The organism is Chryseobacterium sp. MYb7 (assembly GCF_002979455.1).
In the GTDB taxonomy this organism is placed as follows: domain Bacteria; phylum Bacteroidota; class Bacteroidia; order Flavobacteriales; family Weeksellaceae; genus Chryseobacterium.
Genome location: NZ_PCOU01000043.1, coordinates 1 through 15,678 on the forward strand (window position 1 = coordinate 1; position 15,678 = coordinate 15,678).

Consider the following 15,678-nt stretch of genomic DNA (forward strand, 5'->3'; position numbering starts at 1 on the left):
CTGGATCGGATTCAATTATTTAGCTTTTATTGTTATTGCTTGTAAAAAATTCATAAAAAGAAAGTCAAGATGAGTTCAATTCTAATTGCTGGACATCGGAAACTTTTCCTTGAAATTTATAAAAGACTATAAATGATAGGATTTAGAAGTTTCGCAAGTACTAGACCGCTTCTAGATATATATTTGAGCTAAAACGTGTCTATGGATTACAGAGTATCCCTAATAGTACACTTCGAGAATTGATTAGAGCAAATAAAACAATGTGCCCAAAAATATTAAGTAAATAATAAAATATAAAAAATGAAAGCTGAAGAATTCGTAAAGATTCTCAATAGAGACGTTATTAAAGCTAATTTAGAGTTATATAAAAGTTTATTAGAAAATACGAATGAGGCCACTGATCCTATTTGGAAAAGTATTCTTCCAATGTATATTAATTTTTCAAGAGAAGAAAAAGAGGTGTTTTTAAAATTTTTAAGAATTGTAGAAATCAATACTTTATCTCATGTTTTAGGAATATTAGATGGGACAACTCATGCCGATAATATTGAAGAAGATTTTATTCTAATGACAGAAAATAAAAACGAAAAAATTAATGAAGATCTACAAGATTTGTTTTTAGAATTAATTGAACAAGAGTAAAAACTCTAGTCTACTGCTAATAATTTAATAATTTATGAAGAGGTTTAAAAAGGGCACTTTTTTTAAAAAATCCACCTTAAATAGATAATGATACAATACAAAGGAATTCAAATAAACATAGTAGATAATCTTTATGTAGAAACAAAAGAATTATATTCTTATATATCTAAAGAAATTAGAGTTACTATTGGTAATAATCAACCTGAAAACTATATAGAGGTAATTAAGTATATTATAGATTACATTGTAGATAGCAAACCAATTATTTCTGAAAACCAAAATATTGGCTATTATTCATGGCTTTTACAATTTAGATTGGATGAAGAAGAGAACTACTATGATCTATATGAAGCAAACTCTGATGGTAGCGACTTTAATAAAGGTTGTGATACGGCCATTTCAGTTGTTAGAAAGCAAAGTGAAATATGTTGGCAACAAAATCTTATTCCTTTTTTTCCAAATTTCAATCAATCAGTTGTTATCTCAGATGGTGTCTATGAAGGAAAGGATGTTGAAGGAATAAGATATGATTCACCTCACGATGAGAGTGGGTGGTATCTTATTACAGATGATTACAATGACAATATTAAGTCATTAAAGATGGTACATTTTTATCATGTTGCTTTTGCTCGTCCTGATGTTTTGAAATATTTAGCAATACCTTTTGGCCATAGATTTATCATGGAAGAAGGAAACATTGAAATATATAAGGATGAGGAGGAATAATTGTCTATTAAAATATTATTAGTAAAAGATAATTTTACAAATATGTTGATTATTTAGGGTATTGGAAGCAATACCCTAAATTTCAATAAACTACACAGATCATCAGAGAACCATCAGATTAGCGTTTTATAAAGATGATTTTCATCCTACAGTAAAGCAAAAGATAATAGATTAAAATTGTTAGAAGAGTTAAAAACAAGGCAATTTTTTTTGTAATATGAGAGAAAAAATTATTACACGAACAAATATTCAAACACATATTACACTGGAAGATTTATACAGTTATAGTGTGAATTTGGCTGTTGGTCTAACTCAAGGAAACGATTTTTATTTGAAAATTGTTTATTTAGATGTAAAGCCAGAGGATTTGAAACAGTTGGATGATTTGTTTAAACAAACAAAAGAATTAAAAATACAATGTGAATTTTTCGAAAAGGAAGGCTATAGTATAGAATATATTGTTGCTGAGAAATCTTAGATGGATAGCAATATGGAGGTTTGCTGGGAGTGCCTATCAGATACACCTGGATCATTGATTATAGATTTATAGATATACTTTTTTAGAAAAATTTTAATGCGACATTATTTGTCGCATTTGCTATTTAGTTTAGCTAAATAGAATACATAGTTAAATTAAAATAGTTGAGAATGGAAGCCGAAAAAAAGAAATTGGATGAACTCGAAGAAGATCTATTTATTGCTACAGTTTTATCTTATGAATCTGAATTCATACAGCACATAGAAAAATGTATGGATATTTGTTTTATAGGATTGCAGGGGATATTTGAGGAAAAAGAACCGACCGTTGAAGATGAGGTAATAGAGCTTTCAAAAGCTATGCAGAGGGCAGTAGAAGAAAGTTTTTTAATCACTGATCATTTGAAAGAAATATTCAAAGAGTTTGATTACGCTATAGATAATGGAAAAATTTACTTTAGGAACAGTTGCATTCTAAAAATCTTTTCAAGCTACCTTTCACACGAAAAAAGATTGGAATTTGATAAAGATGATGAACTTTTTAATTTTCTGTTTTATTTTTATTATTTAAATGGATCAGAATCCAAGGAGACCGCACAGGAAATTCTGGTAGAATTTTTACTGAATCTGTTTCACTATATCATTTATCGAGACTTTTTAAAGCTAACCTGTTTTTTCAATAAAGAGTTTCTTATTTCTCCAAATGACAATCATATTCCCATTAGAATTGCCATATTAGATTCCCTAAACCTCATCAGTGATCTGAATAATAATGTTCCCAACAGAGAAAATATTTACAGGATCATTCATGCCATTGTTGGTGGAAACGAAAACAATGTTAAAAAATATTGTCTTTCCCTGATTGGAAAAAACAGCCTGTCACAAAAACAAATTACTAAAAAACATAAAGAGTTTGCCCAAAGATATATCAACGATAAGAAAATGTAAATAGACATGATATTTCTGGGTTTTAAAGCACTTGTTCAATAAATACCAATAAATTTATTTAAAACTTAAATACGATGAAAGAAAAAGAATATTTAAAAGAATTAGAAAAGCTAGAAAAAGATTTGTTTATTAATGAGGTGTTTTCCTATGAATCTACTTTTATAAAAGGTCTGGAAAGATCCATGAGTAATATTTTTAAAGGATTTGGTAAATCACTTGAGTTTCAAAACCCTATTTCAGAAGAAGGAATTTTATTTCTTTCTGAAAATATTCAAAACGGGGTGGTGGAATATTTTTCACTTTCAGAATCCTTAATAAAAATATTTGAACCTTTTAAGTATGCTATACATGAGGAAGATCAAACAATTTTCTTTCAGAGTACCTGTATGTTAGAAATTTTTTCAAATTATTTGCAATCAGAAAATTTTGAAATTGATTTTGATGGTGAAGATCCGATTTTTGATTTTATGTATCATTTGTATTATGCAGATGATGAAGGGAATAAAGAAAAAGTATTAGACATCTTATATAACTTTCATCTCAAATTATCAGGTTTTATAGTGTATAGGGATCACTTGAAACTCTTTCGTTTTTTCAACCGTGAATTTTTGATTGAACCTAACGATAATCACATCCCTATAAGGATTGCCCTATTGGACTCTTTGAATCTTATTAATGATCTTAATAATAATGTTCCCAACAAAGAAAATATTTACAGGATTATTCACGCTATCGTTGGCGGAAATGAAGATAATGTAAAAAAATACTGTCTTTCCCTGATTGGAAAAAACAGCCTGTCACAAAAGCAGATTACTAGAAAACATAAAGAATTTGCACGAAAATACATTAATGAAAAAAAACTCTAGTTTAAATAAAAATAGACCCCAACTTTACCCTAAGCCTACCCCAAAATATTAAAATACGGTAAGTGTAATTTCAATATTTGTATTGTGAAACAAACAAAACTCACAATACAATGGAATCTATAAATTTTATTGGGGTAGAACCCGAGAACCTCATCAACGAAATTGTAAGTAAGGTTAAAGAATCCTTACTTACAGATCTGGAAAAAACCTTCAGAGAAAACGAACCGAAACGCTACCTTTCCGCAGAAGACATCTGCGAACGTTTTGGTGTTACCAAACCCACGATTCATGAGTGGCGCAAACGTGGAATCCTCAAATCCTATAAACTCGGTGCAAGGGTTTACTACAGGCTGGACGAGATAGAAAATGCAATGATTGTTAATGATTAAATTTTCTATTATGCCAGCATCTAACAATAATCAAGATTATGCAACTATCATCTACCAGCTAGATGAGGTTAAAAAGACCTTCCGACAATATAAAAGGCAAGGACAAATACCACAAGAATTTGTCAAAGCAAATCTTTTCCCTGAATTGATACGCATCGAAAAAAACAATGGTTATAATACCTTTAGTGGATTCAATAATCTTTTACGGCTTCGTGATGCTTCCAATTGGTCTGTATGTACAAGGTTGGGATTAAAACTAACAGGAATCAGTAATTTCTATTGTACGGATGTACTAATAGAAAATAAAAAGATTTTGTGTATTGTCTGTTATTCGAGAGATAGCCAGCTAACTGAACTCAGTATTTTTCCAGAGTTTTATCCATGTGAGAAATCTGAATTAACAGAAAGAATAAAAGAACTCGCTCAGAGTATAGTTCACAAAAAAGGAATATAAAAACTTTATATCCCTTTGGTTGTTCAAACTTTGACAAAAGTCTAAACTTTTGTCTTTACAAAGATAAGAAATTATGCCGATCGACTTTGTGAAAATTCAGTACACGGACAAAGATTATGAGCTTCCCACTAACAAAACCGATTTCACGATTTCTGTAAACAATGAGACCGGAGAAACCGACAATAAGAAGGAAGGTGAATATTTTGGAATGCAGATCATCAAATATGCCTCTGGTCGGGTAATGATAAAGGGAAGTATTCATAAATTTTTTAATCGTACAGACTTTAACGGAAATGATTTTGATATGATCAATTTTTCTTCAGCATTACAAGACCTTGAAACTGAAATAATATTAAAACCGAAACATTGCAGGCTGGAAAATATTGAAGTAGGGGTAAATATTCAATTACCATTTGATCCGAATATAATATTACAAAATTTGCTGTTTCACCGATCAGTAGAATTTAATAAAACTATCTCAGGTTCTTTTTATTATCAGTCTGCCAAAACAGAATACATTATTAAGATTTATAATAAAACTGCACAGTATGAGAAAAGATTAAAAAGGATAGCCCAAACCCCCATTATAAAAAATAAGCAGAATCAAGAAGAAACAAGTTTTCTGAAAGAAACGATAGAAAAAAAGCTTCAAGCCAATACTTTACGATTTGAAATCAAATTTTTGAAAATGAATATATTAAACAATTTAGGACTTGTCTATTTATCTGATATTGCAAAGCCTGAAATGAGTGAGTCTCTTAAAATTTTTCTATTAAAAGAGTTTCAGGAGGTTTATTTCTACGACTACACTATGGATGAAACCAAAATGAGAGTATCAGAAATCAATAAGCTAAAAGATTATCGGAATCCAAATTATTGGATAAACCTCAACAAAAAGGACAAATATTACCATAAAAACAGATTTGAAAAAATGACGTTGAAATATTCTCAAAATTTGAAAGGTGAGGTTTCGGAATTGATAAAACATAAAATAGAACTATTAACAGCAAAAAGTTTAGACTTTTTTACCAGCAACTTTGGATAGACTGAAAAACAAATGTTTGGACTTTTTTACCATTCAGATATAGGGTGAAAAAGTCTAAAAGTATACCTTAAAAATTAAGAGTATGAAAAAGAAAGTTAAAGTAGCAAAAAAGATTATAAATGCTGATGTAAGAAATTATGATTTGTGTAAAAATAGTCAGGAAAATTTAAAAGACAGTAAAGTAGATGAGAGGAGAAAAGATCAGTATTTGCAGGAACCAAAAATTGAAGTATTAGAGGTTAATCTTTCTGACCTGGAAATTAATATGTCAGCTTTAGATGTTGATATTTTGAAGATATTGGATATTGAAATGAATATACCTGAATTTGATATGAATGTGTTAGATATAGAAATGCATGAAATAGAGATAGATTTTCCTGAAATAAAAATGTCGGAAATGGATATAAATATTCCAGATTTACTTGAAAGTATAGATTTTGAATTACCCGATTTTGATGTATTTATCGAGGAATGATGAAGGTTTACAGATAATATAATTCGTTTTTAATAAGTGTAATTTCGAACATATTTTGAAACGTCTGTAAATACTATGAATAAAGGGTTTAACATGAAAACAAGCTAAAATATGTGGAAAGTTCCTTAATAATTTAGGTTATTAATTCAAAACAGAAAACCGACTCTAAAATTTTAAGATAACTTATTAAAATTTAATAAAGCAAATGGCCAAAGCCAAGCAGCCGTAAAACACTAACAAACATTAACAATTAAAAATAGAAATTATGGGACGTTGGAGTAATTCCCCTGATGAGGTAGAGTGCTTAAAGTGCATTAGTATCTCAGATTTAAGGAAACTGGGATATTTAGAACCTAATATCTCCATGAATAGGAACCTTTATTGGACTAATAAGAATGGAGAAAGAACAAGTTCAATTACAGTCATTATAGATACTACTGAGACAAAAGGAAGTGTCACCTTTGACTATACCTTTAATCAATCTCAAAAGATTAATTATACTGTCAAGCTTATTACCAAACCTGCAAACCTGGGAAATGGTTTACTATGGTTTTTTGTATGTCCCAGTACATTTAAGGTGTGTAGAAAGTTACATTTAAACAGTGGTTATTTTCTTCACAGGACAGCTTTTAATGATCTGTATTATGAAAAACAGTTACAATCTAAAAAATGGAGGGATTGGGAAAAGGTGTTCGGTACTTATCTGGATGATAGATTGTATGAGCAATTATATAAAAAGCATTTTAAGAAGTTTTATAATGGGAAACCGACTAAGAAGTATCTTCAGCTTATGAAAAAGATAAATGCAAGGAAAGATATTGATTTTGAAAATGTTGAAAAATTTTTGCTAGCATAATTTTTTATCCTACATTTAAGAATTAAGTATTATCTGTAAAAAAAGATGTTTTTTATTTTATGAAACTGAATTTTCGAAACGACAAACATGTTAAACCTCCTGGTTCAATAACGCAATTACTTTCGCATCCTTACTATCAGGATTGGAAAAGTATTGAAATATCAATATTTAATGACCATAGATATGCATTTTTCTTTTGGAATTATTGGACACAGAAATTAATTGACGATGATAGAATTAATTATAGTCCAAGTTTGGTTTCTTTGGATTGGCATCAAGATTTAGTATACCCTACTACAAGCGAAAAAGAAATGCTTAAAGAGCTAGATTTAAACAATAACAAAGATGTAGCTTTATATTGTTGGGCTAACTTAAGCCATATAAATGATACTCATATTATGGCTGCAGCATATTTAAATATCATAGGAGATATTTATATACATTGTCGTCAGGGAACTTCTGAGACTGCTTGGAATGATGAGGAATTCATTGATAGGTATGGAAATATTCATACTGTCAAGAAATTTAAAAAGTATGATGATTTGAAGACTTGTCTTTTGAACAGTGATGAAAATAATGTGTACTTTGATATAGATTTGGATTTTTTTACAATAAAGAATCCTTTACAGATGGGAAGTGCAAGCAGCGAATATACCTATTTGTCAGAAGAAACGATACGCGAAATGCTTAAAATTGATAATCCTTTAATCGAATGGATTTTCCAAAGGCTCCAAGGTATTACCATTGCTGTAGAACCAGAACATACTGGAGGGCTTTTGAAAGCATATAAATTTCTTAAACTAATTAATAATATTTGGTTTAAACCATCATTATTTACTTCATATCCTGGAAAATGGAAAAAAGAAACGCAATGGAGGCATCTAAAAAATAAAAAATGAGTAGAAAAATTAAAAATAAAAAACTTGGATTCTGCCGTTTGTGCCTCAAAGAAGATATGTTGTCTTTTGAACATTTTCCACCAAAATCAACATTTAATAAAAGAATGAAGTATTTTCATCTTGATCCGGTAGAAATGAATACATTAGATTGGATTGATGATAGAAAACCTAATAAGAGAATTTATGAAGGACCTTTGGGGGATCATTCACTATGTGAAGAGTGTAATAATTTTCTAAATAAAGAGTATGTAGGGGCTTTCAGACATTTTGCTTATTGTGCAAGCCATATAATTTCCTCCATTAAACCCAATTCTGATAAAGTTTACTTCACAATCGAGAATCTTAATTTATTAAGAATTTATAAGCATATTATATCTATGTTCATATCTATGAATGATACATGGTATACAGATTCCTATCCTGAATTGAGAGAGTATATAAACAATCCTGATCAAAATTATCTTCCAGATAAATATCGTTTATATTTATATTTAATCAGACCTCATTCGTTTAGAAAGTTAAAGTGGAGCATGGTTAGCGATATTGGAGCAATTTCTGAATTTGCTTTTTATCCTTTTGGATTTGTTCTCTCATATGATAATCTCTTATTGGGAAATCATACTCCCTTATATGACTTATTTCCCTGGAAGTTTTTCAATAAAGACAGAGAAACTACTGTAAATTTCCTATTGCCAATACTTGAAACGCATCTACCAATACCTTTGGATTATCGACAAAAAGAAACTTTGAGAAAGTATGTTTAAGTTAAATTTGGACAAGTAATATTTATAAAGGAGTCTTCATAAAATTTTAATAGAAAATAAACTTATTGACTATATATTGACTAGAAAATAAAAAACCACTTGAAAATCAAGTGGTTTTTTATTAGATTGTAGACCCACAGGGATTCGAACCCCGACTGACGGTACCAAAAACCGGAGTGCTACCGTTACACTATAGGTCTGCTTTACTTTGGTGATGCAAATTTATATATTTTTTTCTTATTTACAAATACCTCCTTTGAAAATTCTTGCTTTTTTAAGGTGAAAAAGGATAAAGTCTGAATTTTTCTATACCCAAATACCCTATTATTCTAAAAACAAAAACCATCCTTAAAAAGGATGGTTTGTAGACCCACAGGGTATGTAATCTTATACTTATTTATACTTTGTTGAATTTGTTTATTATTTCAAATTGCTTATAAATAGGGTTTTATGTTTTATTGAATGTAAATAAATTCAAATGTGTTTAAAAAATAGGATGACCAAAAAGGTGACTAATTTTTAAATTTTCGTATATTTGTTATGCGAATTTTTTATTTTATGGGAGTAACTAAGAAGTACAACAACGAAACAGGAAGCGTTAATTTTAGATTGAAAGAACCTGCAAAAGAAATCTCCCGAATAATGGGCAGATATTCTTTCAAAGATTTGAAAGTAGATTTTTCGACAGGTCTAAAGGTTGCTCCAAGTATTTGGGATTCAGATTCTAAAACTGTTACCTCTGGCGGTGATAAAAGAGAAATCAATCAGAAGCTTGCTAAATTCAAAACGTCCATTGTAGATACTCATAAAAGTTTCAATGAGCATTACAACCGTATGCCGACAAAGGACGAGCTAAAAACCATTGTAGATAATGCAATGGCTGGAAAACAACTTACTACAGTACAGAGAAGCAAAAAATCTTTTGATGATGTTTTTCAAGAGTTTATGAGATTGATTGAACTTAGAAATAATCGTGCTGAATCATCTGAACAGAAAACCCTACATAAAACTTATATATCATCTTTCAATGTGATGTATCGGGATTTAAAAGATTTTGCTAGTGATAACAATATTTTTTTGGATATTGACAAATTTGATGAGGTGCAGTGTTTGGAGTTCCAGAACTGGTTATTTGATACGGAAAGAGTAAAATCATTAAATACACTCAAAACCCGAATCAAAAGACTGTCACAGATACAAAAACGTGCATTTGAAAAAGGCTACACGGATAACAGAAGTTATTTACAGGATGAATACAGCGTTAAAGTTCCGCCAAGTTTCCATATGGTTCTGACTGAACATGAAATCAAAATATTGTATGAACATAATTTTTCAGATGCTCCGAGACTAGAGAGAGTTCGGGATTTATTTGTTCTTGCCTGTCATACTTCACTCAGATTCGGAGATATTACACGTATTGAGAGCGGACATATTGACCACAGCGGTAAAAAGATGAATATCTTACTAAAGAAAAGTTCAGGAATAGAAAAGTACAAAATAGTAAATTTCCCGTTTTTTGGATTTACGGAAGAGATTTTAAATAAATATAATAACGATATTCAAGATATTACCATATCTAACCAAAATACTAATGAGTACCTGAAAGAGCTTTTTACGTTAGTACCTTACTTCAATGAAAAGGTAATAATGCGTGAACGTCCTACGACTGATGGAGTAGTGTTAGAAAAAATCAATTTTGCGGACAAAATAGCGTTTCACGATTCACGCAGGAGCTTCTGTACTAACCGATATATTGAAGGATGGGATTTGTTGGAAATCTGGCAATACACAGGACATACGGACGAATCTATTTTTAAAACATACTTCAAGCCAACCTTTGAACACGAACAAATAAGGCAGGAAAATATAAAAGCAAGAAACGAGAAACTTCAAAAGGTTGATTTACAAACTAAAGAAATTGAAGAACTTAAAGCTCAAATGCAGAAAATGCAGGAACTTATTGAAAGTGGAAACATTGAACAGCTAGCTGAAATTATAAATATTAACAAAAATATTTCATAAAAGGCTAAAAAAAATAAAATTTTGGCATGTTAGTTGAGTATAGAAAAAAGATTGATTTTTAGAAAAGGTTATTTAAAATGATAATCAGATTAGCGTTCTTTATTCAATAATTTTCTATGATTATAGTTAGTCACCACTAGGAATTAGTACACTCTTAAAAGTTGTACAGTGTAAACTTAATAATTTTGAGTAAGTGTATAATTATGTTTAAAAATTCTGTTTCACTTGGAATAGTGATAAGGGGAGTCACCTGTTTAAAAACGGCAACAGTCAGCTCATATTGAGACATTGGAGAATTATGTTTATTTAGCATGGTTTAAATGCTATGACTAAAAAAATCCAAACTAGAACAAGCCACTAGAGAGGGGACGCACCTCAATAAAAACGTGTTGGTCACTCTGTTTTTGATAAAACATTAATCAAAAACAAGTAGACAGGGGACAATTACGTCCAAAAATGAAATTAGGAGAACAAATCTCTACGGCACAAATAGCAGAACGTAACTGCAATAACAAATTTACGGTGCTATGATTGGGAAAGTTATGCAAAAAAAAGTCGTAAGGTTTGATGAACCAAGAGGGGTTGCACCTCATTAAAAACGTATTACGCAAGCTCAGATTTTGAGTTGTATTTTAATTTAAAGTATAAGACTCAAAACAGTAGACAAAGAATAGTTATATAAAAAAGATAAATAGACCAGCTCGAAAGAGTTAGGTCTTTTTTTATGCCCAAAAATTAATAAAATATAAGATAGGAGATCCTTTAAGGGTCTCCTTTTTTGTTGGTATTAATCAGAAATAAAATAAAAAATAAATATTATGATACAATTAATTTCAATTTCAAAAGATGAACTAATGCAGGAATTTGAGCAAATAGTTTACAAAGTACTAGAAAAAATGCAACAGGATCAAGCTCCAAAAGATCAGAAAGAGTTTTATACTCGTACAGAAACAGCTAAATTATTGGATGTTAGTCTAACAACACTTTTTCACTGGAATAATGACGGAACTTTGAAAAATACTAAAATTGGCAAAAGAGTTTATTACTCCAAGAATGAAGTTCTGGCACGTTTAAATCCTTAAAGCAAATTTGACAGTTGTTTTTATTAGTGTGTGGGGCATAATTCTAAAAACTGTCCTCTTATCGATACATCTGTCAATCAAAAGTATTACAGTTGGGCTTGAACCTTAAATAACAGCCCAAAAATTAACTAAAACATTTTTATATAAATCTAAAGCATTGCAAAAAAGCTATGTACAGCCCTTGTTATGCCTTTTTTTAACAACAGTATTTATTATGATTAACAAAATTGATTATTGTACTAACCGTACTATTACAGATTCATTTCAAGACATTGAAGAAATAGTGAAATTTATCAAAAACCCACCCCCAGAACATAAAGAATTAGTTGAATATGCTCGAACTATAGAAAGAGATTCTAAGGAGTATAGAACAATCAAGATAAGCAAACTTCCTGCAATATCCATTAACTTTAGTTTTTCACACGGCTATCTCAAAGGGGATAATATATCTACACCTACAGGGTACCTTTATATTGATGTGGATGGTAAAACCGAGCAGGATTTAGAAATCAATACTGCTTATATATGTGCCTATTGGCGAAGTTTATCTAATACTGGATTGACTTTAGTAGTAAAAGTTGATGGACTAACACCTGATAACTTCAAAACCGCTACTCAAGAGATTGCAAATGTACTAGATATACCTTTTGATAAACATGCAGTATCAATTGACAGGCTTACTGTGTTATCTTATGACCCGAATGCATACTATAATGATAATGTAGAGGTTTTTCCTATAGTAGAGCTGGTTTCTGAGCAGTCAGTAGAACTTAGTAGCACAGGCTCTAAAAATTTCCGTAACACTATCATTAAATATAACTCTTTAATAGGTATATACTGTGACGGAAAAATTGGTATAAGATACAATAATCTTGATGATGTAACTCAAGGTATGGAAATTATATACGATGATAATGGTATTTATGATTGTGGACAGGATAAAGTAAAATATCATACTGCCTTTATGCCTAAAAGAGTAAGTAAGGGCAACCGTGAGAAAACTCTAGGTTTGTATGCAAAGCGGTTACTTTTCCTAAATCCAGATTTAGACAAAAAAATATTATCTAAAATGATATTCCGTGCCAATATGATAAATTTACAGACTCCATTAGAAAACAGTGAAGTTCGGGACATAATAGACAAAGCGTTTGACAATAGGCAGAGTCCACGAACAAATAAAACAAAAAGATTTTTCTTTGAAGATGTTACTCTTACTGCTGTTGAAAAAAGTAGAAAATGCTTAGAGGTTCTGAATCAGGAAAGAAGACAAAAAACGCAGGAAAAGAAAAATATAATCTCTGAATTATTCTGCAATTGGAATTGTCATACAGACGGTAAGGTTAGTCCTAAAAAAGTAATGGAATTGACAGGACTAAAAAAAACAATGGTATATAACTATTTCAAAGATAACAAAGCTTCTGTCCCAAATTGTGATAATCCATAGGTTTCCAGTTCTGGTATTTATGGTGCAGGAGTTGTTTAAAGCTATTCTATCGGTGTTTTGCTGAGTTTCAAATCGGAATTATGGTGTAATAGCTATAAGTGTATGAAGTGGCTTAAAATCAAAATGATTGGCTTTACCATGACTGTTGTAAAGTCAGTCTTTCCATATTACTAACAAGAGTTATCTAAAGTAATATCCTATTTAAAAAAATTCAAATACGGTTTCAATCATATTTTCTTTAAAATCAAAATCTTTAAATTTTTGCCTTTTATATATTTCGTATGGTGAGCTTGAAGAATTGTTTTACTTGATTCTTTTCCACATATTGAACATTTATAGCCGTCAGATTCAATAATGCTATCACAGAATTTTTTCCAAAATTCACTATTATAATTGTTCTTCATGACTTAGGGATTTAAATTGTAATACTATTCTCATTCAAATCTTATCAACAGATAATCTTTGGCAAACATATTAAAGTAATACGACAAAACGTGTCGTATTTTTATTTGTTTAAATTTGTTGAAAAATGGGATTATTATAATCATTTTTCTAATAGGTGAAAATAATAACTAAAAGGTTTTCCGTAATAATTTACATTTCTTTCTTTGTGCTTAAAGGATATTAGAGTTTTTAATATAAGTCTTTCATTAACAAGATATTTATTACTAAGTTTTAATTTAAAACTATCTTCACAAATTTCATCATATTTTAAGGCTGTTAATTTAAATCTAGAAGTCAATATTTTGAGTGATACTAATTCTTTACGAATTTCTTCGGAATCAAAAATTGAAACCTTAGGAATACAACTAAATAAGAATTTGGGTATAAAGACTTCTTTTTTATTGTCTGCACTTGAAAGTTCTCGTTTTAATCTGGCAATTTGTTTATTTCTATATTTATCTAAATTTTTCAATTGTTTTGCAATATGATTATTTTTAGATAATCGATTGAAACCTTTTGCCCAACAAAAATCATTTTCTATTTGAGTAAAATTTTTGATATTAACTCTACCAACCGACATTCCTATAAGTCTGTTACATACTGACTCTATAATTGTATCTCTGGATTTTCTTTGTCCATTTTTCAAACTGCTTAGTGTTAATTCAACAAGTTCTCTTTGTTTAGATTTTTCTTTATTTAATGACCTTTTTCTAACTCTAATTTCATTGTTATAGGAAATTTCATACCCAACAAAACCAATCCATCTTGTTGAATTTTTAGATAAATATGACCATTTGTAAGGACTTTTTGATTTTGTTTCCTCAGACCAAAATTCTTTAAAAGTATCTCTATTTTGGAAATTGAAATGTATTGATGGATGTGGAACAAGTTTAAGCTTTTTTAAACTCCTAGTGTAAGTATCATAATATTCTTTGCATTGTTTTTTATAAGGATGAATAATTACCATATCATCACAAAATCTTACGTAGTGCAATTTATTATCTTTATTCTTTAATAAATCAATATCTGCAAAATGCAGTACCATATTAGCAATCAAACCTGAGATTGCACCACCTTGTGGAACTCCTATTCGATTACGATTAATGTTTTGATAATATTTGAGTTCTTTTAGTTCATTATCAATCCATCCAAAATAACCGTCACTAATTTTATGCTGTTTCCAATATACAGAATATTTCTTCGTATTATTATAAATTTTGACATTATGAACAAATGAATAAGAATCCAAATATTTATAAAAGATTCTTTCCGCATTGGAATCAATGCTTGAACTACTTTGAGCTATTAGCTTTTTAAAGCATTTTTTTACAATTGTATGATTTACCGAGTCGTAAAATTTACTAATATCACATTCACTAACGTATAGTTTTTTTCCTTTATAATTTGTCCTATACTTCAATATTGAATCCATTGCATGATGATGGGAAGTAACTATTGTCTTGTCATCATAAAATCGTTTTGGCCGAAATGCGTGAGATTCTGAATAAAAATGTTCATCAAAAAATTGAGATAAATATTGGTTTGTTAGACTTATTATAATCCTGTCTTTTAAGTTAAACAGTGCAATTGGGCGACATTTTGATTGTCCTTTACTTTTAGCTTGTGGTATTATCTTTGGAGTCATAAAGCTAAAATTAGGGTTAAGAATTGAATCTTGAATATCTTTAATAAACCTGTTTAAGTTAATTATAAATGGTTCATTAGGATGTTTGTCTTTATAGTATCTTATTGTTTCGAATAAAGCTTCAGTATTATATTTTATACTATCTATTTTTTGATGATTATCAATATATCTCCTGTCTTTTTTTAATGTTTTCCATTTTCTGCGTGGTGGTAAAATGGAATTTAGTAATTCTAAATCTTCATCATTAACTTTATTTTGGTTTTTCTTGTGATTTAAATGATAATTTGTTCTAACATCGGACGAAAGAAGATGAACCAAGTGTTTTTTACTTCTTAGTTTGGCTTGTCTAGCTCTGATTTTACAAATTGAAATTAGTATTTTTTTATAAGAAAAATAACCTTCTAACATTTTTAAAATTATTTTTAGCTATATAGAGAGTCCCTGAATTTTTAACCATAAATACTGACAAAGTCTTTGAAGTTCCTGCCACTTATTTCAAT

At 29.6% G+C, this 15,678-nt stretch carries 16 protein-coding genes and 1 tRNA gene; 15 read left to right on the forward strand and 2 right to left on the reverse strand.

The features are described 5' to 3' along the window. Positions 1 to 300 precede the first annotated feature (300 nt). The 12 genes from CQ046_RS22395 (at position 301) to CQ046_RS22450 (ending at position 8,541) form a co-directional block, all read left to right on the forward strand. Positions 301 to 642, forward strand: coding sequence for a transposase (locus tag CQ046_RS22395; protein ID WP_105704391.1), 342 nt, complete (start codon positions 301 to 303; stop codon positions 640 to 642). Between the two features lie 87 nt (positions 643 to 729). Continuing rightward, entirely contained in the window at positions 730 to 1,368 is a 639-nt protein-coding gene (locus CQ046_RS22400) for a hypothetical protein (RefSeq protein ID WP_105704392.1), read from the forward strand. A gap of 217 nt (positions 1,369 to 1,585) precedes the next feature. Next, a complete protein-coding gene (locus CQ046_RS22405) occupies positions 1,586 to 1,846 on the forward strand; it encodes a hypothetical protein (protein ID WP_105704393.1) in 261 nt (86 codons plus the stop codon). Positions 1,847 to 2,016: 170 nt separating this feature from the next. Beyond that, complete coding sequence (locus CQ046_RS22410; RefSeq protein ID WP_105704394.1) at positions 2,017 to 2,793, forward strand: hypothetical protein; 777 nt, start codon at positions 2,017 to 2,019, stop codon at positions 2,791 to 2,793. A 74-nt stretch (positions 2,794 to 2,867) separates the two neighbouring features. Then, positions 2,868 to 3,659 carry a hypothetical protein gene (locus tag CQ046_RS22415; protein WP_105704395.1) on the forward strand — a complete coding sequence of 264 codons (792 nt, stop codon included), beginning with the start codon at positions 2,868 to 2,870 and terminating at the stop codon, positions 3,657 to 3,659. A 110-nt stretch (positions 3,660 to 3,769) separates the two neighbouring features. Continuing rightward, the gene (locus CQ046_RS22420) at positions 3,770 to 4,048 is read left to right on the forward strand and encodes a helix-turn-helix transcriptional regulator (RefSeq protein WP_105704396.1); all 279 of its coding nucleotides are present in this window, start codon (positions 3,770 to 3,772) and stop codon (positions 4,046 to 4,048) included. A gap of 10 nt (positions 4,049 to 4,058) precedes the next feature. Next, positions 4,059 to 4,502 carry a hypothetical protein gene (locus tag CQ046_RS22425; protein WP_123906670.1) on the forward strand — a complete coding sequence of 148 codons (444 nt, stop codon included), beginning with the start codon at positions 4,059 to 4,061 and terminating at the stop codon, positions 4,500 to 4,502. Between the two features lie 73 nt (positions 4,503 to 4,575). Then, entirely contained in the window at positions 4,576 to 5,547 is a 972-nt protein-coding gene (locus CQ046_RS22430; protein ID WP_105704398.1) for a hypothetical protein, read from the forward strand. An 82-nt stretch (positions 5,548 to 5,629) separates the two neighbouring features. Beyond that, positions 5,630 to 6,022: a hypothetical protein gene (locus CQ046_RS22435; protein ID WP_105704399.1), complete on the forward strand. Its 393-nt coding sequence runs from the start codon at positions 5,630 to 5,632 to the stop codon at positions 6,020 to 6,022. 265 nt (positions 6,023 to 6,287) lie between these two features. Continuing rightward, on the forward strand, positions 6,288 to 6,878 hold the full coding sequence (locus CQ046_RS22440; RefSeq protein WP_105704400.1) for a hypothetical protein: 591 nt from the start codon (positions 6,288 to 6,290) through the stop codon (positions 6,876 to 6,878). A 59-nt stretch (positions 6,879 to 6,937) separates the two neighbouring features. Next, entirely contained in the window at positions 6,938 to 7,777 is an 840-nt protein-coding gene (locus tag CQ046_RS22445; protein ID WP_105704401.1) for a UPF0489 family protein, read from the forward strand. After that, a complete protein-coding gene (locus CQ046_RS22450; protein ID WP_123906671.1) occupies positions 7,774 to 8,541 on the forward strand; it encodes a hypothetical protein in 768 nt (255 codons plus the stop codon). The genes CQ046_RS22445 and CQ046_RS22450 overlap by 4 nt, the downstream gene beginning before the upstream one ends. Before the next feature lie 129 nt (positions 8,542 to 8,670). On the opposite strand, the gene CQ046_RS22455 is transcribed toward CQ046_RS22450, so the two are convergent. Further along, positions 8,671 to 8,741 (reverse strand) — tRNA-Gln (locus CQ046_RS22455). 358 nt (positions 8,742 to 9,099) lie between these two features. On the opposite strand from CQ046_RS22455, the gene CQ046_RS22460 reads away from it, so the two are divergent. The 3 genes from CQ046_RS22460 (at position 9,100) to CQ046_RS22470 (ending at position 13,089) form a co-directional block, all read left to right on the forward strand. Beyond that, complete coding sequence (locus CQ046_RS22460) at positions 9,100 to 10,563, forward strand: tyrosine-type recombinase/integrase (protein WP_228407028.1); 1,464 nt, start codon at positions 9,100 to 9,102, stop codon at positions 10,561 to 10,563. A gap of 818 nt (positions 10,564 to 11,381) precedes the next feature. Then, positions 11,382 to 11,645, forward strand: coding sequence for a helix-turn-helix domain-containing protein (locus tag CQ046_RS22465; RefSeq protein ID WP_105704404.1), 264 nt, complete (start codon positions 11,382 to 11,384; stop codon positions 11,643 to 11,645). Positions 11,646 to 11,859: 214 nt separating this feature from the next. After that, positions 11,860 to 13,089 carry a BT4734/BF3469 family protein gene (locus CQ046_RS22470; protein WP_105704405.1) on the forward strand — a complete coding sequence of 410 codons (1,230 nt, stop codon included), beginning with the start codon at positions 11,860 to 11,862 and terminating at the stop codon, positions 13,087 to 13,089. 544 nt (positions 13,090 to 13,633) lie between these two features. Here the strand turns inward: CQ046_RS22470 and CQ046_RS22475 are convergent. After that, a complete protein-coding gene (locus CQ046_RS22475; RefSeq protein ID WP_105704406.1) occupies positions 13,634 to 15,586 on the reverse strand; it encodes a reverse transcriptase/maturase family protein in 1,953 nt (650 codons plus the stop codon). Between the last annotated feature and the right edge of the window lie 92 nt (positions 15,587 to 15,678).

Bases quoted from the DNA above. Each gene is read 5' to 3' on its own strand.
- CQ046_RS22430 (WP_105704398.1), top strand. From the start codon at position 4,576: ATGCCGATCGACTTTGTGAAAATTCAGTACACGGACAAAGATTATGAG.
- CQ046_RS22400 (WP_105704392.1), top strand. From the start codon at position 730: ATGATACAATACAAAGGAATTCAAATAAACATAGTAGATAATCTTTAT.
- CQ046_RS22435 (WP_105704399.1), top strand. From the start codon at position 5,630: ATGAAAAAGAAAGTTAAAGTAGCAAAAAAGATTATAAATGCTGATGTA.
- CQ046_RS22395 (WP_105704391.1), top strand. From the start codon at position 301: ATGAAAGCTGAAGAATTCGTAAAGATTCTCAATAGAGACGTTATTAAA.
- CQ046_RS22440 (WP_105704400.1), top strand. From the start codon at position 6,288: ATGGGACGTTGGAGTAATTCCCCTGATGAGGTAGAGTGCTTAAAGTGC.
- CQ046_RS22415 (WP_105704395.1), top strand. From the start codon at position 2,868: ATGAAAGAAAAAGAATATTTAAAAGAATTAGAAAAGCTAGAAAAAGAT.
- CQ046_RS22445 (WP_105704401.1), top strand. From the start codon at position 6,938: ATGAAACTGAATTTTCGAAACGACAAACATGTTAAACCTCCTGGTTCA.
- CQ046_RS22470 (WP_105704405.1), top strand. From the start codon at position 11,860: ATGATTAACAAAATTGATTATTGTACTAACCGTACTATTACAGATTCA.
- CQ046_RS22420 (WP_105704396.1), top strand. From the start codon at position 3,770: ATGGAATCTATAAATTTTATTGGGGTAGAACCCGAGAACCTCATCAAC.
- CQ046_RS22450 (WP_123906671.1), top strand. From the start codon at position 7,774: ATGAGTAGAAAAATTAAAAATAAAAAACTTGGATTCTGCCGTTTGTGC.
- CQ046_RS22475 (WP_105704406.1), bottom strand. From the start codon at position 15,586: ATGTTAGAAGGTTATTTTTCTTATAAAAAAATACTAATTTCAATTTGT.
- CQ046_RS22410 (WP_105704394.1), top strand. From the start codon at position 2,017: ATGGAAGCCGAAAAAAAGAAATTGGATGAACTCGAAGAAGATCTATTT.
- CQ046_RS22465 (WP_105704404.1), top strand. From the start codon at position 11,382: ATGATACAATTAATTTCAATTTCAAAAGATGAACTAATGCAGGAATTT.
- CQ046_RS22460 (WP_228407028.1), top strand. From the start codon at position 9,100: ATGGGAGTAACTAAGAAGTACAACAACGAAACAGGAAGCGTTAATTTT.
- CQ046_RS22405 (WP_105704393.1), top strand. From the start codon at position 1,586: ATGAGAGAAAAAATTATTACACGAACAAATATTCAAACACATATTACA.
- CQ046_RS22425 (WP_123906670.1), top strand. From the start codon at position 4,059: ATGCCAGCATCTAACAATAATCAAGATTATGCAACTATCATCTACCAG.